Source organism: Pseudomonas sp. ARP3 (assembly GCF_001029595.1).
Lineage (GTDB): Bacteria > Pseudomonadota > Gammaproteobacteria > Pseudomonadales > Pseudomonadaceae > Aquipseudomonas > Aquipseudomonas rhodesiae.
On sequence record NZ_LEKF01000022.1, the window covers coordinates 12,411 to 36,581 of the forward strand.

The 24,171-nt window shown below is 58.8% G+C and carries 21 protein-coding genes; 7 read left to right on the plus strand and 14 right to left on the minus strand.

What is annotated here, in order from left to right; genetic code table 11:
- Positions 1-164 precede the first annotated feature (164 nt).
- From ABX75_RS21815 to ABX75_RS21870, 11 genes are all read right to left on the minus strand, one after another.
- Positions 165-635, minus strand: coding sequence for a single-stranded DNA-binding protein (locus ABX75_RS21815; RefSeq protein ID WP_047882648.1), 471 nt, complete (start codon positions 633-635; stop codon positions 165-167).
- Positions 632-1,150 carry a DUF3158 family protein gene (locus ABX75_RS21820; protein WP_047882649.1) on the minus strand — a complete coding sequence of 173 codons (519 nt, stop codon included), beginning with the start codon at positions 1,148-1,150 and terminating at the stop codon, positions 632-634. Before ABX75_RS21820 ends, ABX75_RS21815 begins: the two co-directional genes overlap by 4 nt.
- The gene (locus ABX75_RS21825; protein WP_047882670.1) at positions 1,147-1,902 is read right to left on the minus strand and encodes a PFL_4669 family integrating conjugative element protein; all 756 of its coding nucleotides are present in this window, start codon (positions 1,900-1,902) and stop codon (positions 1,147-1,149) included. The genes ABX75_RS21820 and ABX75_RS21825 overlap by 4 nt, the downstream gene beginning before the upstream one ends.
- A 144-nt stretch (positions 1,903-2,046) precedes the next feature.
- Entirely contained in the window at positions 2,047-3,234 is a 1,188-nt protein-coding gene (locus ABX75_RS21830; protein WP_047882650.1) for an STY4528 family pathogenicity island replication protein, read from the minus strand.
- Positions 3,231-3,779 carry a DUF2857 domain-containing protein gene (locus ABX75_RS21835; RefSeq protein ID WP_039588660.1) on the minus strand — a complete coding sequence of 183 codons (549 nt, stop codon included), beginning with the start codon at positions 3,777-3,779 and terminating at the stop codon, positions 3,231-3,233. The genes ABX75_RS21830 and ABX75_RS21835 overlap by 4 nt, the downstream gene beginning before the upstream one ends.
- Positions 3,776-5,347 (minus strand): ParB family protein, encoded by a 1,572-nt coding sequence (locus ABX75_RS21840; RefSeq protein WP_014338768.1) that lies wholly within the window; start codon positions 5,345-5,347, stop codon positions 3,776-3,778. Before ABX75_RS21840 ends, ABX75_RS21835 begins: the two co-directional genes overlap by 4 nt.
- Before the next feature lie 406 nt (positions 5,348-5,753).
- Positions 5,754-5,981, minus strand: a complete 228-nt coding sequence (locus ABX75_RS21850; RefSeq protein WP_034113396.1) for an AlpA family transcriptional regulator — start codon at positions 5,979-5,981, stop codon at positions 5,754-5,756.
- A gap of 112 nt (positions 5,982-6,093) precedes the next feature.
- Complete coding sequence (locus ABX75_RS21855; protein ID WP_047882651.1) at positions 6,094-6,843, minus strand: hypothetical protein; 750 nt, start codon at positions 6,841-6,843, stop codon at positions 6,094-6,096.
- A gap of 577 nt (positions 6,844-7,420) precedes the next feature.
- Positions 7,421-8,101, minus strand: coding sequence for a TetR/AcrR family transcriptional regulator (locus tag ABX75_RS21860; protein ID WP_080569988.1), 681 nt, complete (start codon positions 8,099-8,101; stop codon positions 7,421-7,423).
- Positions 8,088-8,939 carry a 3-hydroxybutyryl-CoA dehydrogenase gene (locus tag ABX75_RS21865; protein ID WP_014338772.1) on the minus strand — a complete coding sequence of 284 codons (852 nt, stop codon included), beginning with the start codon at positions 8,937-8,939 and terminating at the stop codon, positions 8,088-8,090. The genes ABX75_RS21860 and ABX75_RS21865 overlap by 14 nt, the downstream gene beginning before the upstream one ends.
- Before the next feature lie 13 nt (positions 8,940-8,952).
- Positions 8,953-10,137, minus strand: coding sequence for an acetyl-CoA C-acyltransferase family protein (locus ABX75_RS21870; RefSeq protein WP_014338773.1), 1,185 nt, complete (start codon positions 10,135-10,137; stop codon positions 8,953-8,955).
- A 127-nt stretch (positions 10,138-10,264) separates the two neighbouring features.
- On the opposite strand from ABX75_RS21870, the gene ABX75_RS21875 reads away from it, so the two are divergent.
- Complete coding sequence (locus tag ABX75_RS21875; protein WP_014338774.1) at positions 10,265-11,281, plus strand: AraC family transcriptional regulator; 1,017 nt, start codon at positions 10,265-10,267, stop codon at positions 11,279-11,281.
- Positions 11,282-11,470: 189 nt separating this feature from the next.
- Positions 11,471-13,123: a methyl-accepting chemotaxis protein gene (locus tag ABX75_RS21880; protein WP_014338775.1), complete on the plus strand. Its 1,653-nt coding sequence runs from the start codon at positions 11,471-11,473 to the stop codon at positions 13,121-13,123.
- Positions 13,124-13,175: 52 nt separating this feature from the next.
- Here the strand turns inward: ABX75_RS21880 and ABX75_RS21885 are convergent, their stop codons facing one another.
- The 3 genes from ABX75_RS21885 to ABX75_RS21895 all read right to left on the minus strand — a co-directional run bounded on the left by ABX75_RS21885 (position 13,176) and on the right by ABX75_RS21895 (position 17,920).
- On the minus strand, positions 13,176-13,634 hold the full coding sequence (locus ABX75_RS21885) for a MarR family winged helix-turn-helix transcriptional regulator (RefSeq protein WP_039588814.1): 459 nt from the start codon (positions 13,632-13,634) through the stop codon (positions 13,176-13,178).
- 64 nt (positions 13,635-13,698) lie between these two features.
- Complete coding sequence (gene folE, locus ABX75_RS21890; RefSeq protein ID WP_014338777.1) at positions 13,699-14,256, minus strand: GTP cyclohydrolase I FolE; 558 nt, start codon at positions 14,254-14,256, stop codon at positions 13,699-13,701.
- 100 nt (positions 14,257-14,356) lie between these two features.
- Complete coding sequence (locus ABX75_RS21895; protein WP_047882652.1) at positions 14,357-17,920, minus strand: indolepyruvate ferredoxin oxidoreductase family protein; 3,564 nt, start codon at positions 17,918-17,920, stop codon at positions 14,357-14,359.
- A 373-nt stretch (positions 17,921-18,293) separates the two neighbouring features.
- Between ABX75_RS21895 and ABX75_RS21900 the strand changes: the two genes are divergently transcribed.
- From ABX75_RS21900 to ABX75_RS21920, 5 genes are all read left to right on the plus strand, one after another.
- Positions 18,294-19,964, plus strand: coding sequence for a DUF1302 domain-containing protein (locus ABX75_RS21900; protein WP_014338779.1), 1,671 nt, complete (start codon positions 18,294-18,296; stop codon positions 19,962-19,964).
- A gap of 67 nt (positions 19,965-20,031) precedes the next feature.
- Complete coding sequence (locus ABX75_RS21905) at positions 20,032-21,384, plus strand: DUF1329 domain-containing protein (protein WP_014338780.1); 1,353 nt, start codon at positions 20,032-20,034, stop codon at positions 21,382-21,384.
- A gap of 65 nt (positions 21,385-21,449) precedes the next feature.
- Positions 21,450-22,268, plus strand: a complete 819-nt coding sequence (locus tag ABX75_RS21910) for an SDR family NAD(P)-dependent oxidoreductase (protein ID WP_014338781.1) — start codon at positions 21,450-21,452, stop codon at positions 22,266-22,268.
- Between the two features lie 33 nt (positions 22,269-22,301).
- Positions 22,302-22,751 carry a nuclear transport factor 2 family protein gene (locus tag ABX75_RS21915; protein WP_014338782.1) on the plus strand — a complete coding sequence of 150 codons (450 nt, stop codon included), beginning with the start codon at positions 22,302-22,304 and terminating at the stop codon, positions 22,749-22,751.
- Positions 22,752-22,789: 38 nt separating this feature from the next.
- Positions 22,790-24,154 (plus strand): phosphotransferase family protein, encoded by a 1,365-nt coding sequence (locus ABX75_RS21920; RefSeq protein ID WP_014338783.1) that lies wholly within the window; start codon positions 22,790-22,792, stop codon positions 24,152-24,154.
- Positions 24,155-24,171: the final 17 nt, after the last annotated feature.

Sequence of the window (24,171 nt, forward strand, 5' to 3'; positions counted from 1 at the left end):
TGAGAAACCTGAATGGCAGGCTCCTCATATTAGTCGGTGAGGGCGGTCTTGATTGGGGGTGGGCTACTACCTGGTAGTCATGTGAACGACAGTGCTTCACGAGCAGCGAGTAATGACAGACCAGGAACTTCGCGCAAAGGCGCAACTTTTATGCCTCAAGTCCGTCATGCCGATGGTGGCTGCCCTCTGCGCTTTTTGGACTTCGACGCAGGCGAGCTGGCGTGGTCTGTAGCCTGCCCGACGTGAGCCGCAGGTTGGGCTGGTTCACTGGAGCGCTCCCGCATGGCCACGTTCTGCACGCGATGAGGCAGGATGCCGACACGACGCGCCTCGATCTTGAAGGTGACCCGCGCATTGTCTTCACTGTCCTCCCACTCATCGCGCACGGTGCGGCCCTCTACCAACACACGCATGCCTTTCTGGTACAGCGTGCTCCAGTGTTCAGCCTCGCGGTGCCAGAGCTCGACCGGCGCCCAATAGCCGCCTCGATCCTCATAGCTGCCATCGCGTGGCACGGGGTTGTCGAAGTACACATTCAGGCGCAGCAAACGCCGTGGCTCGTCATTGCCTGACGGGAACTCCTGGAACTCTGGCGCGCTGCCGATGTTGCCTTCGCCGACGAAAAAAGTACTCATCGTGATATCTCCGCTGCTGGTGTGGACTGGCGCAGCAGCCGTTCGGCGCTGGCCATTTTGATCGCGCAGGTTGAAGCCTGACGGTAGAGCGAATGCACCACGCTCATCTGCAAGTTCAGTGCAATGCGCTCGCATTCGAAACGGTGCAATCCCTCGCGTACGGCTTGGGGCAAAGCCTTGTTGGAGACCTGGCGTTCCCAGGCCGCAACGCCCATGCGGGCAAAGTCGCGGGTGCGCCATCGCAAAAAGGTGCTGCCCGCACTGGTGTTCTGCAGCACCAATCGAATATCCAGCAACGAGTAAGGCGGTTGTCCGGCTTGCTGCACCACAGCCTCCATCAGACGACGTAACTGCGCCTCGGTTTCCCTCGCCACCTGCGCCAGGTATTCCAGCTCCCCCTTACCCTTAAAAGGTTTTAAAAGGCTTTTTAGGGAGGCAGAATGTTCGAGCTGTCGATAGGCATCCGGTGTGAGTGTTTCGAGGGGGATTGGCTGAGTCGAGATAAAGGGCTTCATGCTTCGTCCTCCGGCTCATCGACTGTCGCAGATGGCTCTGCCGCGTTCTCCGCCAACGCGTCCGCGTCATCCACCGCCACAGCACCACGACGAATGATGGGCGGCGCGAACTGGGAGCGGCGATGTCCCTCAAGGATGTCCGTGGGGGGCAATCCAAACTTCTCTATGGCTGCCAGACCGCGAGCATTGTTTGTGGCCATGTCATCGCGTGTGACTCCTGCAAGTCGATAGCGCTGCGCCTGGCCAAACAGGCTGCGCAGCAAATGGGCACCATCGTCGATCCAGGCTTCCATGTCTCGGCGACCAATCAAGGCGGTGTGATGGGCCAACAGGGTGTGGCGCACCAGCGTGTCGTAGTCAGTCAGCAGGTAGACGGCGAGAAATCCCAGTTGGCTGCCGATGTACAAGGGTAAGGTGACTGGGTGGATATTGAGGTTGTCGCTCATGTCGATCTGCGTCGGCAGGTCCTGTCTGATCCGGTCCAACTGCTGGGTCAGTTCCAGCATCCCAGCCTTGGCCTGCATCAATTTTTCTTCGAGCTGCACGATCGCCCAGTCGGCGTAAGGATCGTCCTGCGCTGCGGCTTGTTTGATCAGGTTAGTGACGCTGATGTAGCCGGCCATACCCATAATCGAGTGGACGCCTTCGCGTGCGGTTCGGCCTTGCCAGATCCTGGCGGCGTGGTGCGTGTGCAGGGTCAGCGTGATGCTGCTGCGCAAAGAACCCAAGTTGAGCTGATAGTGATCGGCCACGGTGTTGTCCTCGCATAGGCTTGGACGGGAACGTTGCGACAGATGATGGTCAAGGACAGCCAAAAAGCTGAATGCGGTCTGTTCGGTTTGCTTCGAAACGGCCAATCTTCGAGACGCTCGACAATGATGCCAGTGGCATCAAATCTACTGATGTCCAGAGCGTTTGCTGCGCAGCTGGCGCAGTTCATCCAGGCACGCTTGGGCGAGGGCAGAGGCGGGCTCGCCCTTTTTCCTAAGCTGGCGCGGGGGAGCGGGTGGCGGTTCCGCAATGGGTAACGATTCAGCCTGACCTGCCCAAGGGCGGAAATCGCCTTTCAGCGCCCGCTGGATCAGGCCCATCAGATACGCCGACGGTTTGCGGACGCGTCCTGCCGCACACCGCGCGGCCGCTTCGTTGAGCACCGCCTGCCGATCCGCTGGTTTTAGCTTGTTCAGCGTCACGGTGACGGCCTGCCGCTCGCTCGGACTCAGGTGCAGCGGATCAGGCCAGTGCAGGTTATCCACTGCTGGGGTCGCGCGCGGTACAGTACATATACTTTCTTTTAATACAGTACAGGCGGCATTCGCATTCCGAACGGTGCCGGAAACATGGGCGTTCAGACCCGGCTCGGAATCCGAACGAGGTCCCGCATGATTCCGAACGCGGTGATCGCCACCCCGTTCGGAATCGTGTAACGCTTCATCGGTCGTCTGATCCAATCCTTGTTTTGTCCAATGGTCGCCCCAACTGTCGAGTCGGGTGGGGAGCCGACCCAAATCGATATCGGTGTCCTGACGAATTTCTTCCAAAACATGCCGAGCGACAATTCGCACAGCCTTGGTCGCGTGAGAGAGGGCATGGCCGACCAGCTCCAGATAATCCTGATCCACCTCCATGGCTTCGGCGGGGGTTAACGGTTCATCGTGCAGGACGTACAGAGAACCTTGTAGGCGCCCGCTGAGCTGATCGCGGCCACGACTTACCAAGCTGAGCCAGCGGGTCAGCCGGAGCATCGTCAAAACGCGAGCGATGGTTTCACGAGAGGCTGACGCACCGTAGGGCACGCTCGACAAGTAAGGTTGCAGATCTTCATAGCGCGGCGTGACCACGCCCTGGCCTTGCAGCATGAGTCGAAAGACTTGCCAGGCATTCCGTTCCAATGGCGTTAGCCGACTATCCAGCAGCAGTCGACGTGGCACGACTTCGTTAGATTGGCCACTGAACAAAAAGCCCGCCTGCAGGGCCTGGTTGGAAGGATGTTCAGTGGTGGGGCGTGCGGGCCAACGTTCACTTAGTTGTTGGGTGCATTGCTGCAGAACACGTTGCCAGCGACTGGAAGGGGTAGTGTTCATGTTCCGTTGCTGTAATGGTCGATCTGCTGCCAAACGATGGTCAAGCTGATTTGTTGCTCCTCCGCCAACATCATCATGGCGTCGAGCTGATCCTCAGCATCGTCCTCAGCGCGTAGCTGGCACCAACGCTGCCAGAGCGCATGTTCCTGCGCTTCGCTCAAGCTCTGGGGCCGGCCCTTACGGGGTTCTATCTTGAGCAGCCGTCGGCGCAGGGCGGTCTCCGAATGCGCCAAGCCGAAGCACTGATACATGATGGTACTGCTGGCACCGAGCTTGAGCGCTCGGTTGATCAGGCGCTCGTTCTGTTCGTCGCGTTCGGCCTGGTCGATCAAGCGATGTAGCACCGGCGAATCAATTTTGATCTCAACCCAGGGGACGGTGGCGTGGGCTAGGCGTGACAGCGTGGTAGGCGGTAAGGATTGCAATAAGTAAATGTCCTCCTCACCCAGCCCGAGTGCTTTGCAGCGTTGCAGGTTACCCAGGCGCAACTCGTGAAGGACCTGAGTCAGCATGGCCTGGTTGAGCACGTTGAAGGACAGGTTCATGGCTCCTCCCTTGGTGAATCGACTTCAGCGGAAAGCGATAAGTCGATCAGGCGCCGGGCTAAGCGAATGAGACGATACAGTTTGATTAACAGACTGTCGGGCAGTCGCTCCAGTCCTACGTCCATGGCGGGACGATCTGTCAGCGGGAGTTGATAGACCCCCAATAGCAGTTGTCCGAACAAGGCTGAGGGCAATTGCTTACGATCTTCCCAGTTCACTTTGTCTTGAGCGCGCAGCAGGGCCAGGAGCAATAGGTGAACGCCGGTCGCGCGGGGCGCTGCAAGATCAAGTTGGTCGATGTTCAGGGCGAAGCCCAAGTCGCGCTGCTGATCGCTGACGCTCTCGGGATACCCGGCATAGGTCGCCAGTTCCCGAGCCAGCCCAGCAATGGCTAAACGCAGCTGCTCGGGGGTATCCAGTGTTGGTGCGATGATCCAGAGGTCGTCGATCATGCAGGTTTCGACGGTCGGTGCTGGTTCGGGGGCAGTGTCGCGTTCAATCTGTTCGCGAATTTGTTGGACACGTGACCGAGGGCTGACTGCTGATGCGACATTCGTTTCGGGCAGCGTGAGCTGCTCCTCTGGCGCTGTTTCGGCCCGGGTTCCGGTTTCAGTTGATGGGGGGCGGGACTCGGAGGAGGGAGGTCCTGCTGCGGCTTCATCAATGCTTGGCAGATGGCTGTTCTCTAAGGAAGTGCTGACAACGCCAGGCCGTTGTGTGGAGCTCAACTCCAAGGCCAACATGCGGTAGGACTGGCCGAGTAGGCGGCTCATGCGTTCGAGCAGTTCATCCTTGATTTGCTCAAGGTGGAAAGATTCGGGATCGGCATCAAATTGCCCCAAGGTGTCGAGCCAAAACTCGGGGAACGAAATGATGTCGGTTGGGTAACGATTCCAGGTTCGTTCAGCCTGGCTACGCAGAGCGATCAAGCGTTCAATTTTGGGTTTACCCAATCCGGCATACAGGGTCTGTGGAATGGCGGGCAGGAGATGTTCGAGGGTGTCGAGCATCCGGCTGATGTGCGACTGTGAAATTGGGTAACCCCCAGCGGCAATACGTCGCGCCAGCTCACGTTGCGAGAGTGTCGCTCCGTCTGATTCGATCATGGTTTTGAGTTTGGCCACCGCCAGAGCCCGTTCGATGAAGGTGAGTTGACCGTGCAGATCGCTTTCGGCCAGATGGCCGAGCAGGGTGGTGACTTCATTGCTCCAAGGCCGAAACAGACAATGAATGCGAAAGAAGCGCTCGTCGCGGGTTTCCTGCCACAGCTCGCCGAGAATTGCCAACCGCGTATTACCGCCGTTGCGGATAATGAAATAGGTCCCACCCGGGCGGCGGGTAATCGGCGGTGGTTGATCCAGCCCGCGTTCACGGATGGAGGCTTTAATATCGTCAAAAAGCGGATTACGGATGAAGCGTGGGTTGTGTTCGTAGGGTCGTAACTGCTCCAGTGTGACCAGCATGGGAGTGTCGACGACCGGATCGGAGAGTCGCTCCAGTTCTGGACCTCGAGGAAAATGGTTCTGGTGCAGTTTGTCGGCGACCTCCTCCTGACTGAGCTTCTTCATTTGAATAGTCTCAGTTAGCGCCGGTTGCGCAAATGGTCACCGACCTCGAATTTGACGATCTTGAGAGTCCGCGCATCTTCGAAGTGACTGGAAAGTTCTGTTAGGAACGATCCCATGGTAGAGCGTCCGCCCTGCAGGTGAAATACCACGGTGCAATACTCTTCGGACGGCGGAGGGGGCAGCCAATCGGATGGCTGAACGACGATGGGTAGTTTATCTAACATCGAAGAGATCCTTGCCAATGCTATTGGCGTCGAGGCCGGTCAAACAATATGGCCGGGCGAGAAACACCCGCTTGGTAATTCGTTTCATTGAGCCTCCTCACACGTGGCTATCGAGGTTGACGGCAACCGTGGGTTTACCTGTTCCACCTTTAGTGGAAGCCACCGACACCTCGCGCGTAACATCAGCGCTGCTGCGCCAAGCGATCGGTGACCCATCGCTCGATCTCCATTGAGTCCCATCCCACAGCACGCAATCCAATGCGCTTGGCTTGTGGGAATTTGCCCTCCTTCATCAAGCTGTAAATGTGCGCGCGCTTGAAGCCGGTTTTTTGCTCCACCTCTTCACGCCGCATAATATGGCGTTCGACTTGTGGTTGATGCTTAGCGATGGGGAAGGACTGGCTGGACATAATGGTCACTCCTGGCGTCGATTGGCGCGTGATAAGACGTGACCTGAATTGAATCGTTGAAACGGGTTGGCGTCATTGCGCTGCAACTACAGCGATTGCAGCGCAATCTGCCCTAGCGCTCCGAGAGGCTGCGTTTGGCAGCAGCAAATTTCTCATCCAGATTTCGCTTGGATATGCCTGGCAGCTTGTCATAATGGGCGGTCAGTGCGTCGACAATGGCGGCTTGGGAACGGAAAACTGAATGAGGTTTTCCTGAGGGAGAGTGACCGAGCAGTAGACTGAGCATCGCTCCGATGATGTGGAGGTAAGTGGCCTCACTTCGGTCGCTTACTTTGCCGTTAATTTTGATGAGATGCTCGATGTTCTCCTTTTCCAAACCGACAGCTTCAAGTTCACTCAACAGTTGTTGATAAGCTGTTTCTGTACTCCTCACCTGTAGTTGCAAAGCATCACGATCGGCTTGTAGAGCCAAGTAGGTACCAATGCTGATTGTTCCGTTCTGGTTCAATGGTTGATCGAAAAGGAAAGCTGGCTTTTGTTCAGGGTGAAAGCGAGACATCCAAAGTTTAAGATCAGCGTGGCGGATGGTTACTTGAGTGCACTCGACGCGAGTCCCAATGGCTACCTGTATGCCGAGGCAGCCGTAGGGAAGTTCTCCATGACGAATAGCATCGAAAATTTTCTCAGTGTTTGCGTACAGACATGGCCATTGTGGGAAGGCAGACCTGAGCATGGTAGGTGATCGCCAGGCTACCTCGAGAATCTGCGTCTCGTAGGCCATTAAGTTGCACCAACGTATTGCTGCATCGATGGGGCGATAGAATACCTGTGCCAGTGGGTTACAGCTTTGAGATATGTACACCGAAGGAACCTCCTATTCCTGTAAATCATGGACTCCTAGAATAAATTATACGTCGAATCCATCATTTTTCTTTCGTCCAGCCCCGGTGTCAATAGATTAAAAACTTTATACTATCCCCAGGTACGTACGGTCCGTTCCTGGCCACTATTGTAGTGTTCGGACCATCATGGGGGCATGAGAAAAAAATAGTAAGAATTTCAACTATTGATGTTGGTAACGATTGATGCGTTTGTTACCTGATCATAGCCAGTTGGCTTTCTTGCAGCGTTGAGCTACATACGTTCGATGAATATAGTCTTCACCCATAGCTCGGTACGCAACGTTCGGTTGTTCTTTTAGCAGATTTGCGGGCATAACCACCCCACTGTAAGTAGCAAAAGTGTTTCGCTAGGCGTTTCCGCGGCGCGAGCCGTTCGGATTCAAATATCGGTTCGTTACGCCGATCAATTGATTCACATGTTTGGGAGAGGGGGCATCGGGGATCTGCGCCTGCTAGTATCGAGGGGAGTTTTTGAAACGAGTGCAGACTAGGGCAGTGTTCACAGGAGCCGCGCCTGCTCCCAACAACTGCCCTCTGCTACGATGTCTTCCTGCAGTGGAGCTCCGAATAAGTTTTCTGGACTGCGGCGGGGGTATGAGTTTCCTGGGGGTGTTTTTTGAAACCAAGGCCAGGCTTATTGCCAGATGCCAGCGACCTCTCGATGGCGCCACTCACCAGGTTTTCTATCAGACTATCGTGCTCTCGTTCCTCCAGCGAATAGTGCGTCAGCCAACCGGGCGCGCTGTTAAGCAGCGTGGCAATGGCATGACCGACGGCTCGGCCCTGTTCACTGAGTCGGGAGCGGACACCGAGCATCATTAGCAGTTGGCGTTCGTACTGTTCGCGAAGTTGTCGGACCCGTTCTTGCTGTTCTTCATTCAAACAACCGCTGTCACGCTCCACCAGGCGAAAATGCCAAGGCATCTCCCGATGTAGATCCTGGTGGGCGCGGATCAATGGCTTGAGCCTGTCGCGTTTTGTCGTAGCCGTTTGCTTGATGCGCGCCAGGGTTGCCAGCAGCTCTTCGTAAAATTCTTCGATCAGGTCGAGCAGCAAGTGTTGTTTGCTGGGGTAGTGGTGATACAGCGAGCCTGGGGACAGCCCCAGGCACGTGGCAAGCTCTCGCATGCCGACCTGACCGAACCCTTTGCTGGCAAAAAGCTCCAGCACCTTGTCCCGATACTCGGCGAAGCGCGAGCAACGCTCAGGCATAGGCATGGAAGCCACGCCCTGTTTTGCGTCCCAGGTAACCGGCGGCAACCATCTCCTTGAGCAGTGGCGCGGGGCGGTATTTGCTGTCGTTGAAACCATCGTAGAACGCTTCAAGGATAGCGAGTAGGGTATCCAGGCCGATCAGGTCCGCCAGCGCCAGCGGGCCGATTGGCTGGTTGCAGCCCAGGCGCATGCCCACGTCGATATCTTCGGCGCTGGCCAAGCCTTCCTGAAGCACCAGGATTGCTTCATTGATCATTGGCACCAGGATCCGGTTGACCACGAAACCCGGACGGTTGGCAGCGGTGATCGCGGTCTTGCCGAGCGTGGATGCCATTTCCAGCGCCAGGGCACGGGTAGCATCGCTGGTTTGCAGACCGCGTATCACTTCGATCAGGCCCATTACCGGCACTGGGTTAAAAAAGTGCAGGCCGATGAAGCGTTCAGGCCGGCTCACACTGGCAGCTAATTGGGTAATGGACAGCGATGAGGTATTGGAGGCGATTACACATTCGGCGCTGACCTGCGCGGCGATTTGTTGTAGCACGCGCAGTTTCAGGTCGAGGTTTTCGGTGGCGGCCTCGATCACCAGTTGCGCGTTTTGCAGGCTGTGGTATTCAGTACTGGTGCGTATCCTGTCGAGAGCCGCGAGCTTTTGCTCATGTGTCAGGGTGTTTTTGGAAACCTGTCGATCAAGGTTTTTATTGACGGTTGCGACTGCCTTTTGCAAGGCACCCTCGGATATGTCAATCAAGGTCACATTGAAACCAGCCAGGGCGCAGACCTGCGCGATGCCATTGCCCATGGTGCCGGCGCCGATGACGCCTATATTCTGAAGAGTCATGCGTATTTCCTTATCAAACCCGTTCGAACAACACGGCGATGCCTTGGCCGCCGCCAATACACATGGTCGCCAGGGCATAACGGCCTTGACAGCGATGCAGTTCGTGAATGGCTTTGGTGGCAATGATCGCGCCAGTGGCGCCCACAGGATGGCCCAGCGAGATGCCCGACCCGTTGGGGTTGACCTTCTGCGGATCGAAGCCCAGTTCTTGCGCTACGGCACAGGCCTGGGCGGCAAAGGCTTCGTTGGCCTCGATTACATCGAGGTCGGCGACGCTCAGGCCGGCACGTTCGAGCACCAGGCGGGTGGCGGGAATCGGTCCCAACCCCATCATCGAAGGTTCAACGCCGGCGTGGGCATAACCTACCAGTCGCGCCAGGGGCTTGAGGCCTTGTTCGTGAACAGTCTGGCCCGTGGCCAGGATCAGTGCGCCGGCACCATCATTGAGGCCAGACGCGTTGCCAGCGGTGACGCTGCCATCCTTCTTGAAGGCCGGCTTCATGCGACTCAATTGCTCGGCGTCGACCTCGGCCCGTACGTGCTCATCCGTCGCAAACGAAACAGGCCCTTTGCGGGTCGCGACTTCGATCGGCACGATTTGCCCGGAAAAACGCCCTTCGGCAATCGCCCGGGCAGCCCGCTGCTGGCTCAGAAGCGCCAGTTCATCCTGGGTCTGACGCGTGATGCCATAGTGCTCGGCGATATTTTCAGCAGTGATACCCATATGGAAACCGGCAAATGGGTCCTGTAATACCCCAAGCATATAGTCGATGGCCAGCACGTTGCCCATTCGTGCCCCCCAGCGCGCCTGCGGCAACAAATACGCCCCCCGGCTCATGGACTCGACGCCACCGGCCAGCGCAGCACCCGCGTCTCCGAGCATCAAGCTTTGCGCGGCACTGACAATGGCCTGGAGACCCGAACCGCAAAGGCGGTTGACGTTGAAGGCGGGGGTTTCTTTCGTCAGGCCGGCATTCATTGCGACAGCCCGAGAGATGTAGGCATCACGTGCCTCGGTCGGGATCACATGTCCCATCACCGCATGGCCGATGTGTTCGGGCGCCAGGCCTGACCGTTCGATAGCGGCGCGGGAAACCTCGGTTGCCAAGTCAATAGGCGGCACGTCCTTGAGCGAGCCGCCAAAGCTGCCAATGGCAGAACGGACGGCGCTCACGACAAAAATATCGGAATGCTTCATGTTGCCCTCTAAGCAGGTCTTTTATGTTGGACACGAGTTTAGAATCAGCAGCGCCACTGGCCTATGCCAGAACTGTTCAAGGGTGATGGCGTTTTTTGCCATATTCAGATGTGAGAGAGGCATTCAAATGCGGGAAACGGATTCGGTGGCGGCTTACTTCATGTTCCCCATGATCCATGCGCTGCGTGAGAAACCGCAGCGTCTGCGTTCAATACTGGAACAGGTGGGCATCGATCCGGCATTGCTGGGTCAACCGACAGCACGGGTACCGGCCAAGGCCTTCGCCGCGTTGTGGCTGGTGCAGATTCGTGAGCTGAACGACGAGTTTTTTCAATTGGACGCCCATGGCATGCCGCCGGGCAGTTTTGCCTTGATATGTAGGGCATTGATTCAGGAGCCGACGTTGGAGAAAGCCATGCGTCAGTGCCTGGCCAATTTTGCCCTGTTCCTAGGTGATTATCGCGGCACGCTAACTGTGCGTGGCAAACGTGCGGTGATCAGCTTGCAGAGCGGTTCGCAGGACAGTGAGGTCAGCCGGTTGGGAGAAGAAACGTTCCTGGTGTTGATGATCAGTCTGCTGTGCTGGCTGGGCGGGCGACGCATTCCTATCGATCGGGCAGACTTTCGTCATCAGCGCTTGTCGTTGCGTGATGATGCGTTGCTTTGGGGAGCCAACTTGACCTTTGGTGCCGAGCGCACCGAAATCGAGTTCGCCAGTCATTACCTGCGCTTGCCCGTAGTCCAAGACCTTGCCTCGCTGAAAGTTTTTTTGCGCACCGCACCGCAATGGCTGGTGATCCGCTTTCGCAACCAACATGGGCTGGCGTCGCAGGTTCATCAACGCCTGCGCCACAGCCATTACAGCGAATGGCCGACCTTGCAGGCCTTCGCCCTGGAGCAGCACCTGAGTCCCAGCACGTTTCGCCGGAAGTTAGGACGTGAAGGTTGTTCGTATCAGGAAATCAAAGATGAAGTGCGGCGCGCGCTGGCGTTTGAATGGTTGCGCCAGAGCAAGGCGAACATCAGCGAGATTGCCGAGCAGTTGGGATTTCAGGAGTCGAGTGCGTTTCATCGGGCGTTCAAGAAGTGGACGGGGGAGAGTCCGGGGCGATATCGGGCGCGGTTTCGGGTTCGTTCTGAATGAGCCATGCGCCTTGGCCGGCATGTGAGGTGATGAGGCGTCGATGCGCGTGCGCGCTCGCTGGAACCGGTCATTGATGGGGGGCAAATAGTTATTTTTATTCTGAAAGAAGAATTAAATACTGTATAAAGAATTAGGCGGGAGAGTTGCCTGCCCAGTCATGTCCCTATAAAAACAAAAACGGTACCCATCATGTCACTTCTCAAAGGCCTTTCTATCGGCGGCAAACTCCTCGTGTTGCCCGGGTTATTCATGCTCGCTCTCCTGGTTGTCTCCGGTCTGGCCTACCGGGGGCTTGCCAAGCAGCAAGCGGTGATTGAGGAAATAGACCAGTTGCGCTTTCAGCAGTATCGCCAGGTATTGGAAACCTCGGCCGCCTCGCAGGCGGCGATGGTCGGCGCTTATGCGGCAGGCGCGCGAATTCTCGAATCCAACGGGCAAGCTTCTGCTGAAGACCTTGAGTCCTATCTGGAAGACATGCAGGCCAGTGTCGACGATATGCGCGTGGGGCTGGACAAGGTAGCCCGTGAGACGCGCCTGGGTGACGAGGAGAAAGCCCTCTACCAGGCCGTGCAGGAACAGGCCGCGGTCGTTGGCGAGGGCCTTGCCGATTTCAAGCGCACCGCCCTGAGCGATCAGATACAGGCTGCTTCGCTGCTCGGAAGGGCGCGCGCCGATAACAATGGGCTACAAGGCCAATTCAGCCGCCTTCTGGGGCTGCAGGCGGAGCTGACCTCTGGCGCCTTTGCCGAGGCCGGTGCCACGCAACGACAGGTATCGCAGATGCTGGTCGTGGTATTGCTGGTCGCCAGCATACTGGCTGTGGTGGTCAGTCTGTTATTGCGTTCACAGATCATCCGGCCCATCCGGGAAATCGAGCAGGCGTCGATCGACTTGCGCGACGGCGACCTGACCCGACGTGTGCGGGTCATGGGGCGAGATGAGGTTGCCCATACCGCCCAGGCATTCAACGAGCTCATTGATAGCTTCCAGCAGGCCATGCGCAAGGTAGCCGGCGTTGCGGCATCGGTTGGCGCGTCGGCGGAGGAACTTGTGGAAACCTCTGCTCGGGTGGCCGAAAGCTCTACCGCACAGGCCGGTGCGGTGGGTGCGGTTTCGATGACCATCGAGCAGATGAGCGACGGGATTGCAGCAATCTCCCGTCATGCAGAGAGCCTGCGCAGTTGTGCCGAAGCCAGTTTGCGTGGTGCGCAAGATGGACACCTGGCACTGGCACGACTGCTTCAGAAGATCGACAGCGTGCGCCTTGCGTTCTCAGCGATCCGCGGCTCGGTGGGCGACTTCGTCGAGAGCACGACGGCGATCACTACGAGCATCGCTCAGGTCAAGGATCTTTCCGCACAGACCAGTATGTTGGCCCTCAATGCGGCGATCGAGGCGGCGCGGGCAGGAGAGAGCGGACGCGGTTTCAGTGTGGTGGCCGACGAGGTGCGCAACTTGGCACAACGCTCTGCGACGGCCGCTAATTCGATCAACGAACTGACCGTGAAGCTGGAGAGTCAGTCTGAGGTTGTCGACGAAGCCCTGCGCGCCGGCACGGTGGCGTTGGATGATAGCGGCCGATTGTTGACTGAGTTGGAAAGTACGCTACAACAGGCAGCGGAACTGGTCGGTGATTCCACGCGCGGGGTGGACCAGATTGCGGACGCGGCGAGTGTGCAGAGCGAGGGTGGGCGGGGCATCACTGCGAACGTCGAGCACATCGCGCGCATGGCCGGCGAGGGCGATGCGATCACTCATCAAGTCTCCGGAGCCGTGGTTTCTTTGCGGGAGCTGTCCGATGAGCTGAATCTGGCGGTAGGACGTTTTCGCTTTGAAATATGACCGACCGATCCAGGGCGCCTACGGATGGGTGCTTGGTGGATTCCCGTTGCACCTAGCCTGCTGTGGCTTCGTCCGGGGGCAGGCTGCAAGCCGTCAGCAAATGTTCACGCATACGCTCTAGGTACTGCTGCAATTGGTCATACTCCTGAGGGGAGAAGTCTGCCATGGCCTCCAGTCGCGTCTGCTCGCCAATGGAGCGCATGAACTGCAGCAGCGGGTGGGCACTCGGGGTTAGGAACAACAAGAAAAAACGACGGTCAGTGGGGTGGTTGCGACGCTCAATCAAACCGCGCGCCTGCATTTTGTCCAGCAGGCGTACCAGAGTGACAGGCTCGACTTCCAGCAGATCGGCCAGACCTTTTTGGTAAATGCCCTCATGCATGGACAGTTTGGATAGAACTTGCCATTGAGCGCGCGTTAGGCCGGCTGCACGAGTCAATCGCTCGAAACGTTTTCGCATCAAACGGGCAACGTCATGGAGAACAAAGCTGAGGGTAGATTCAGTTGTCATTAGGGCACCTCAAGTCAATGTTTGAACTGAATGCCGCCATGCCTGGGCGAATCAGGTGCATCGCCTAGCGGCTGCGGATCAACTGCAAGAACTCCTGGCGCGTGTTGTACGACTCGCGAAAAGTACCGAGCATTACCGAAGTGCTCATTACAGAGTTCTGCTTTTCAACGCCGCGCATCATCATGCACATGTGTTTCGCCTCGATTACCACCGCCACGCCGGCGGCACGGGTGATCTGGGCAATAGCTTCGGCAATTTGACGGGTGAGGTTTTCCTGAATTTGCAGGCGGCGGGCAAACATATCGACAATACGCGCCACCTTTGACAGACCAAGCACTTTGCCCGTCGGCATGTAAGCAACATGCGCCTTACCAATAAACGGCAGCATGTGATGTTCACACAGCGAGTAAAGTTCGATATTCCGGACGATGACCATCTCATCGTTGTCCGACTCGAACAGTGCACCGTTGACGATCTCTTCGAGCGTTTGCCGATAGCCATGGCAGAGGTAATGCATGGCCTTGGCCGCGCGTTCTGGCGTATTCAGCAAGCCTTCTCGCTGCGGATCCTCGCCCACGCCTTGGAGTATTTCCCGGTAGTTTTTCGCCAGCTTTTCGTCCATTAGTCGACCTTGTTGTCAGGTTGAAAAAGAAGAGAACGTCATACCCTGCCACGTGGCAAAAAAACGTACACCCCGACGCCGCAGCGCCGGGGTGTCGAACTTAAAGTTGGGTGACGGTGATTTTTCCTGTGGTTCGACTGGCATCGTGAAACGCTGCCCCCGTGCCGTTGCGCCACTGCTCAAGCAAAAGTGCCTGGCGCTCTCGGGCGTGGGCGAGGAAGCGTTCTTTAACCGGACCATAACCGCGGACGCTGTCTGGCAACTGCGCCAGATCCTGAGCCAGGCCCAGCTTGTCCGCAGTCAAATCACTCAACACTTCGTCGAGGATGCTTTCATAGTTGGCCAGCCAGTTACGTTCCACCTTGCGCTCGTGGGTGCGACCGAATGGATCGAGCCAGGTGTTGCGCAGGAACCTGAGCTTGGCCAGCAGCTTGAAGCCTTGCAGCATCCACGGGCCGAAGCTGCGCTTTTTCGGCTCACGACCGGTACCGTTATCATTGAGCAGCGGTGGCGCCAGGTGGAAGCGCAGGCGGTAGTCGCCCTCGAAGCCCGCCTGGATTTTTTCCAGGAATTGACCATCGGTAAACAGACGTGCCACTTCGTATTCATCCTTGATCGCCAGCACTTTGAAGTAGTAACGGGCGACGCTTGCCGACAGCTTGCCCGGCTGCCCGAGCAGTGCCGTTTCCGCTGCCATGACTTGCTCGACCCGTTGTCGGTAACGTTGGGCATACGCCTTGTTCTGGTACGCCGTGAGAAATGCCACGCGGCGTTCCAGCGTTTCCTCCAGGCTTTGCGACAGCCGGCGATCTGCGTTCTGCACGTTGCCGGCTTCCAGCTTGCGCAAGACCCGTGGCAAATCTTCGGCACTGCGCCGGCCCCATGTAAAGGCTGAAAGGTTGAAGGGGACCGCAGTGCCATTCAATTCGATGGCCTGTAGCAGCGCCGCTTCGCCCACGGGCAACCAGCCTTTCTGGTAGGCATAGCCGAGCATGAAGGTATTGGTGGCAATCGAATCGCCCATCAATGCCGTGGCGATTTTGCTCGCGTCGACGAAGTCGGCCTGGGCCTGGCCAACCGCTTCGGCGATTTGTGCCGACATGCTTTGGGTCTGGAATGTCGGGTCCGGGTGTTTCTGCAAATCGCCGCTTTCGGCCTGTTGGGCAAAGGTGCGCACAAAGGCGCTGGTAATACTTTCTTCACTGTTGATCAACGCATGGGTAACGCCCTGGCGCAGCTTGGACAGGGTTTCGGTGTTGGCGCTGACCACCAGGTCGCAGCCCAGCAGCAGCGCTGCTTCACCTTCGGCAATCCGGGGCGCGAACAACTGATCCTGATGCGCGGCGATGCGGATATGCGACCACACCGCGCCGCCTTTTTGCGCCATGCCCGCCATGTCCAGGTTGAGTGTGCCTTTACCTTCGATAAACGCTGCCATTCCCAGCAGTGCGCCGATGGTCACCACGCCGGTGCCTCCTACGCCGGTCACCAGAATGCTGTAGGGCTCATCCAGGGTAACGGTCGCAGGGGTTGGCAGTTCCCAGACGTCATCCGCCGTAGCCGCCAGCGCCTTGGGTTTGCGCAAAGCGCCACCTTCGACCGTGACGAAACTCGGGCAGAAGCCGTTGAGGCAGGTGAAGTCTTTGTTGCACGAGGACTGGTCGATTTCCCGCTTGTGGCCGTACTCGGTTTCCACTGTCACCACCGACATGCAGTTGGATTTGCTGCTGCAATCACCGCAGCCTTCACACACCGCTTCGTTGATCACTACCCGGCGGGCCGGATCGGGGAACTTGCCGCGCTTGCGACGCCGACGTTTTTCCGCGGCGCAGGTCTGGTCATAAATGATTGCAGACACACCCTGGAATTGACGCAGCTGTTCCTGCACCTCGTCCATCTTGTCGCGACGCAGCACCGGCACGCCATCAGCCAGATCATGGATATGCTGGTATTTCTCGACATCGTCGCTGACCACCACCACGCGCTGTACGCCTTCGGCGGCGAGCTGTCGGCTGATCTGCGCCACGCTGAGGCTGCCGTCCACCGGTTGCCCACCGGTCATGGCTACGGCATCGTTGTAGAGAATCTTGTAGGTGATCTGCACATTTGCCGCGACGGCAGCCCGGATCGCGAGAATGCCGGAGTGGAAATAGGTACCGTCACCCAGATTGGCGAAAACATGTTGGGTGGTGGTGAAGGGCGCCTGGCCGATCCACGCCACGCCTTCGCCACCCATCTGGCTGAAAGTCTGGGTCTGGGGGTAGATCCAAGCGGCCATGTAATGGCAACCGATGCCGGCCAGTGCCCGGCTGCCCTGGGGCACTTTGGTCGAGGTGTTGTGCGGGCAACCGGAGCAGTAATGGGGGACGCGGTCCATCAGGTTGCTGAACTGGCCTTTGCTGGCCAGCTGCGCATCCAGCACGGCCAGGCGCACTTGCAGCGGGCCACTTTGATGTACCCGCAACATACGCTTGGCCAGCGCACGGGCGATCATCGCCGGGGTCAGGTCGTTGATGGCGGGCAGCAACCAATCGGTGTGCGGCAGGCTCCATTCACCTTTGTCGTCAAACTTGCCGACGATGCGCGGGCGGACATCTTCGCGCCAGTTGTAGAGTTCTTCCTTCAACTGGTATTCGATCATGTGGCGTTTTTCTTCGACCACCACGATTTCTTCCAGGCCCTCGGCGAACTGCCGCACGCCTTCAGCCTCCAGCGGCCAGACCATGCCGACCTTGTACACGCGCAAGCCGATCTGCTGCGCCAGGGCTTCATCGATACCGAGGATTTTCAGTGCCTGGCACACGTCGAGGTAGGATTTGCCGGACGTGATGATACCGATCCGCGCCTTCGGCGAGTCCATCACGATCCGGTCGAGGCGATTGGCGCGGGCGTAGGCGAGGGCGGCATACAGCTTGTGTTCCAGCAGGCGTTGTTCCTGCGCCAGGGGCGGGTCTGGCCAGCGAATATTCAAGCCGCCTTCGGGCAGCGGGATATCGGGAATGATCGGCTGCACGCGATGAATGTCGATATCGACAATGGCCGCGCTCTCCACGGTATCGGCCACTGCCTTGAGCGCAACCCAGCACCCGGAATAACGTGACATGGCCCAGCCGTGCATGCCGTAGTCGAGGTATTCCTGCACGCCCGATGGTGCCAGTACCGGCATCATGACTGCTTTGAAGATGTGCTCGGTCTGGTGAGGCAGCGAGGAGGAACGCGCGCCATGGTCATCACCGGCAATGGCCAGTACACCGCCGAACGGCGAGGTGCCGGCGGCGTTGGCGTGACGGAACACATCGCCGCAGCGGTCGACGCCCGGACCCTTGCCGTACCACATGCCAAACACGCCATCGTAGGTGGCGCCTTCGAAGAGGTTGACCTGCTGCGTACCCCAGATCGAGGTGGCGGCGAGGTCTTCGTTCATGCCTGGATGGAACACTGTGTGGTGCGCCTTGAGATAGTCGCGCGCCTTCCACAATGCCTGGTCGAAACCACCCAGCGGCGAGCCCCGATACCCGGAAATAAACCCGGCGGTGTTCAGGCCATTGGCCAGGTCGCGTTGGCGCTGCATCAGCGGCAGGCGCACCAGCGCCTGAATCCCGCTGAGCAAAACGTTTCCACTGTGCTGGACGTATTTGTCATCCAGGGACGGGGGCGCACTCATGTTCATCCTCCAGGCTTTATTGTCATGGCGGCGCCAGGAGAGCGGCGTTGCCTAGTTATTGGCCGGAGTCTAGGGAGTGCTTCTGTCATCGTAAAATCACAAAAACGACGGGTCGGTATTGGTTATTCAAATACCGCTCAGTCGTCCAGCGGTCCTTGCTGACACAGCTTGCGTGTTGCACGCCCTCCGTGGGCCTGAGCATTTGATCAATACCAAAATGCATTTGAGCAATGCTCCCAACCGTTGTGCCCGAACCTCCCCCTCCCGTCTACTTCAGGCCATACCGAATGCCGTCGGGCCGGCGCTTATCGCGCGGCCCAAACGGCCCAACGCCTCGGCTGCCAATAACAACAAGAATGTAGGGGGAGTGTTGATGATCGATGCAAAGTTAAAGCCGTTAAGCCTGGCCGTCTGGTTCAGCGTGACCGGGTGTGCCTTCATCGTCAGCCCTGGTCAGGCTGCCGAGTTTGATACCGGCAATCCCGACCTGACCGCGCGCTGGGACAACACCGTACGTTACAACCTCGGGATACGGGCCGAGGGACGCGACTCCGCGTTGGCCAACAATGCCAGCTACGACGAGTCCGATTCCAAGTTCGATCGAGGCGATGTGGTGACCAATCGCATCGATTGGATGAGTGAAATGGAGGTGGCTTACAAGCAGTACAACGGCTTTCGCATCAGCGGCGCCGCCTGGTACGACCAGGCATATGCGGACACCGATGTCGAAACCAGCCCTGGCAATGTCTACTACCCCGGCGCGTTTCCCGGTACCAGCACGTCGAGCTACACCAACGGCCATTACTCGGGCTTTACCAAGCGCTACCACCGCGGCCCCAGCGGTGAGTTGCTGGACGCCTTCGCCTTTACCCGCTTCGAACTCGGTGACATTCCGGTCAGCGTACGTGCCGGTCGACACACCGTGTACTGGGGCAATGGCCTGCTGATTGCCGGGCATGCGGTCTCCTATTCGCAAGCACCGCTGGATGGGCGCAAGGCCGTGAGCAACCCCGGTACCGAGACTCGCGAAATTTTCCTGCCATTGACGCAGCTTTCCACCCAGGCACAGGTCACCGACAAGTTATCGGTGGCGGCGCAGTATTTCTTCGAATGGGACACCACTCGGGCACCGGAAGGCGGCACTTATCTGGCGTCTGCCGACGTCGCCCTGGAGGGGCCGGACCGCTTGCCGCTGTTCAGTGGTGTATCACGGCCGTTGATCGATCCGGTCAAGCCCAAGGACCGGGGCAACTGGGGGGTGATGGGCACTTACAGCTTCGACTTCCTGCACTCGGAGGTCAGCCTGTTCTATCGCCAGTTCGACGATTACAACCCGTGGGGCCTGCAGGTGGCGCCCACCTTCGCCCGGTATGTGTACGCCGAGAACGTCAAGCTCTATGGCCTGGGTTATTCCGCTGGCCCGGTACTGGGTGGTGGCTCCCTGGGAGTAGACCTGTCGTATCGCCAGAACACCTCGCTGGTCTCCAGCAATATCAGCACCGTCGACAACCAAGGTGCCCGGGGTGATACGTGGCACATGGTGGTCAACGGCTTGTGGTTGCTGCCGCGCACCGATTATTTCGACACCGGCAGCCTGATTGCCGAAATGGCTTTCAGCCATGTGGCACGGGTGACCCAGCATGAAGAACTGTTCAAGGGCGAAGGCTATGGCGGCTGCCCGGCGGGCCAGGACAAGCACTACGGCTGCGCCACCAAGAACTATGTCGGCCTCGCCGTCAGCTTTGCGCCGCAATGGCTTGGGGTGTTCCCCGGCTGGAATATTTCCACGCCCATGAGTGTGGATTACGGCGTCAACGGCAATGCCGCAACGGGCGGTGGCAACGAAGGGAAATACACCTGGAAGGCTGGCATCAAGGGCACTTACGACGAGCGCGTTGACGTGACCCTGTCGTACATCGGCTACGGCAGTGAGCGCCACTACGCGGACGTCGCCGGTGTCGGCAAAACGGTGGTTGGCGGTTCCGGCGATGTTGGTCTGACCGACCGTAACTGGGTGTCCTTGACCCTCAGCACCGCGTTCTGAACAGCCTCTGAATGCAATGCAGTGATCGCCGGGTTCGGTGATCACCCCCCTCTGATCGGAGAATGTCATGATGGTTGATTTTCATGCGATAGGCCTGGTGGTCATCGCGTTGGCGGGTTCGGCGTTGGCCGATGACAGCTTCACCCCGGCCGACCTGGGCGGCAAGCTCACGCCGTTTGGCGCGATAGTCGCGGGCAACGCCGCGGGCACGATCCCGGCGTACGACGGTGGTTTGAAAGTGCCTGCAGGCCTGGTGCCCGGCGATGGGAACTGGCCCAACCCGTTCGCCAATGAAAAACCACGCTTGCGCATCACGGCGGCCAACGCCGATCAGTACGCCGACCAATTGGCGGCCGGGCAATTGCAACTGCTCAAGCAGAACCCCGACACCTATTATCTCGAGGTGTACCCCACGCACCGGACGGCGGCCTTTCCGGCTGACTTTCTGGCCGCCACCCAGCGCAACGCCAGCCGCAAGGAATGCAAAACCGAAAACGACGGTCTGTCGATCAGCGAAGGCTGCCGTGGCGGCCTGCCATTCCCGTTGCCGCGTGACGGTCGGGAGTTGATGTGGAATTACATCCTCAACTACCAGGGCGTGAATGGCTGGGACTGGAACCACAGTGCCTACGTGGTCAACGAAGGCCATGCGACGCTGACCAACACCAACCAGTCCACCGGCGAAAAACCTTTCTACCAATTGGAGGTGCCAGGGCGCGATCCGAAAATCGCCCAGCGTATCTGGTCGCGCATTGTCGCGCCGGCTCGCACCGCCGGGCAGGCATCCGGGTATTGGGATTACCTCGACCCGGTCGCCGACGCCCGATACGCCTGGAGCTACAGCACCGGCCAGCGCCGTGTGCGCAAGGCCCCGGAGTTCAATTACGACACCCCCAACTCGGCGTTCGGCGGGGTGGCGTTCTACGACGAAATCTTCCTGTTCTCCGGGAAGATGGACCGCTTCGACTGGAAGCTGGTGGGCAAGAAGGAAATGTTCATTCCCTACAGCAACTACACGCTGAAATGGGGTTGCGACATGGACAAGAAGCTCATGCCCAAACACATCAACCCCGCTTGTGAGCGTTGGGAGCTGCACCGCGTCTGGGTGGTGGAAGCGACCCGCAAGGACGGGGTGCGCCACGCGCAAAAGAAACGTCGCTACTACATCGACGAGGACACCTACGGCGCTGCGGTCTACGACGCCTGGGACGACAGCGGTGCGCTGTTCCGCACCGGCTCTCAGTACAACATCGAGGCCTACGGCATTCCCAACAATCCGCAACAGGATTCCTACTCGCTGTACGACTTCACCCGTGACCAATACGGCATGTTCGGCAATGGCCCGACGCGCTACCGAAAGGCACCGGTGGCTGAGCGTGAAGCCAACCCGCAGACCATCGCCGGGGGGCAGACCCGCTGACGTCATGCTCCTTTTCGGCGTTCGCCACGGGCGCCGATTTTTTTTATCCGTCCCGAGATTCCTTTATGAGCGAGATCCTGAAACGTCTAGCCGGCAAAATCTGTGTGATCACCGGCGCAGGCAGCGGCATTGGCCGTGCCTCGGCACTGCGTTTTGCCAGGGAAGGCGCCACGGTGGTGGTCACCGATCTTTACGCTGAATCGGCGCAGGCCGTGGCAGCGGAAATCGGTGCCAACGCCCTGGCCTTGCAGGTGGACGTCGGTGATGAAGACGCCTTGCGGCAGATGATTGAGCAGACCGTCCAGACCTTCGGTTGGATCGACGTGCTGTTCAACAACGCCGTGTACCGAAACCCGGCCACCACGCGCGATATCGACTTCATCAACTTCAACACCGAGCTGTTCCACAACTGCATGCGTGTCAACGTGCTGGGCGGTGTGCTGGCGTGCAAATACGCCTTGCCGCACATGCTCGCCCAGGGCAGTGGCTCGATTTTGTTCACCTCGTCCACCAGCTCGATTGCCGGTGAGATATCCCAGTTCAGCTACGGCGCCTCCAAGGCCGCGCTCAACTGGTACGTGCAAAGCATTGCCGCCACCTTCGGTAAGCGCGGCATTCGTTGCAATGGCATTTTACCGGGGGTGATTCGCACGCCTGCCATGGAAAGCTGGGCCAACGAGGCCATGAAGGCCGCCTTTCTCGATCTGCAAAACGTACCGCAACTGGGCGAGCCGGAAGATATCGCCGCCATGGCTGCTTTCCTCGCCAGCGACGACGCGGCCTATGTCAACGGCACGCTGATGCGCGTGGACGGCGGCATGAGCTGCGGCACGCCGATGGTGCCGGTGGTGCGTAATTTCCTGCTGCCCAAAGCCTCGGTCTGATGCCGATCCATTCACTGCACTGGAGCCCGTTTCATGGCACTCGAACAGGAACGCTTCATCCTCGACATGCTGGCCGCCTGGGGCGATGGCAGCGACGGCAGCCGCCCCGATATCGACCGCATCATGGCCACCTTCGCCGACAACGCCGTCTGGCAACTGTGGGTGCCGGGTGGCCCGGTGATCCGCGGGCATGCTGCGTTGCGTCGCGAGATCGAGCGGCAGATGAGTTATGTCACGCATAACCGCTGCACCACGCGCCACATTGTCTCTTCCGAGCGCGTGGTGATGACCGAGCGCGACGATTACTGCGTCAGCAATGGCATCCCCATGCCGCACTCGATGGTGGCGGTGTATGAGCTGGATGAAAACGGGCTCATCTGTGCCTGGCGCGAGTACCTGGACACCGCCGACCTTGCCAGGAAAAAAGGCGTGCCGCTGGAACAGGTGGGCGGGCCTGGCGCTGGAGTGACCGACACCCATTGAAAACGGCGCTGGTCATCAGCGCCTGATGAGGACCTTGTATGTCAACAACAATAAATGCGACCTGTGATCCGCTCGAAGAAAAGCTGCGTACCTTTGTCGAAGGGCTGCTGGGTGGGAAAGTCACTGCCATGCAACGCCTGCCGCGCTGGCGCCCGGCCTGGAACCTTGAACTGCAACGCGAGGGCGAAACCCTTCAACTGCACATTCGTGGCGAGCGCGGGGGGGATGTCAGTCCATTTCCGGAGCTACGCCGGGAAGCGGATATTCTCACTGTGCTCGATCAGCAAGGCGTGCCGGTACCGCGTATCTACGGTTTCTGCGAAGATCCGCAGGCCATCGTGATGCAGTGGGTGCCGGGGAGTCGTGATGTCAGCACCGCGCAGAGCGATGCCGAACGCCATGGGGTCGCACGCCAGTGGGTCGACGCCATGGCACGCATGCATCAATTGCCGCTGCAACCCTTTGTCGAGCAGGGTATTGACCTCCCAACAGGTGCCGAGGACATGACCTTGGCAGGCCTGGAGGCCTATTACCCGCTGTACGCGCGTAATAAAACCAAGCCGCAACCGCTGGCCGAATTCGCCCTCGGTTGGCTGCGCCGCAACGTGCCACGGCACCGCACCCGGCCTGCTTTCGTTCAGTATGACTCGGGGCAATTCCTGTTCGAGAACGGCCAGGTGCTTGGCCTCTATGATTTTGAATTCGCCATGATCGGCGATCCCCTGGCCGACCTGGCTTCGGCGCGCATGCGCGACAATTATGAGCCGCTCGGGGACAGTTTCGCGGCCCTGTATCGCTACTACCAGCAAGTGACCGGTGAACCGGCGGACCCCGATGTCGTGCGTTATCACACCGCCCTGTTTGCCACCGTCAGCACGATGCAGTTCTCGGCGTCGGTGGCTACGCCACAACCGGGTGACCCCCATGACACCTACGCCGAGTTTGACCTCGCCCTGCGCCGGGTGGTGGTGCATGCGCTGGCCGAAGCCATGGGGGTCGCTCTGCAAACGCCGACACTGGACATTGTCAGCAGTGGCCCGAATGCAGCGTTGCTGACCATGCTCGCCGATGCCCTGGCACAGGTGGAAGTGAGCAGTGACTTCCAGAAGACTAAACTGCGCGCAGTGAGCAAATTGGTGGAATACCTGGGTCGTGGTGATGCCATGGAGTTGCACTTGCGCGAGCTGGAACAACAAGAAGCGCAAGACCTGCTGGACCGCACCTTCAGTGGCTACAACGAGATCGATGCAGCGCTGGAGGCCTTTGTCAAAAGCGCCGGGCCCGAATACGACGAGCCCTTGCTGCGCCTGTTCATGGCGCAAATCGAGCGCCGCGTCCTGGTCTATGGCAGCACCGCCATTGGCGCCTCCGCCAGCCACATCGACCTGCCGCCTGTCATCTGACGCGCTGAAACCTTCCT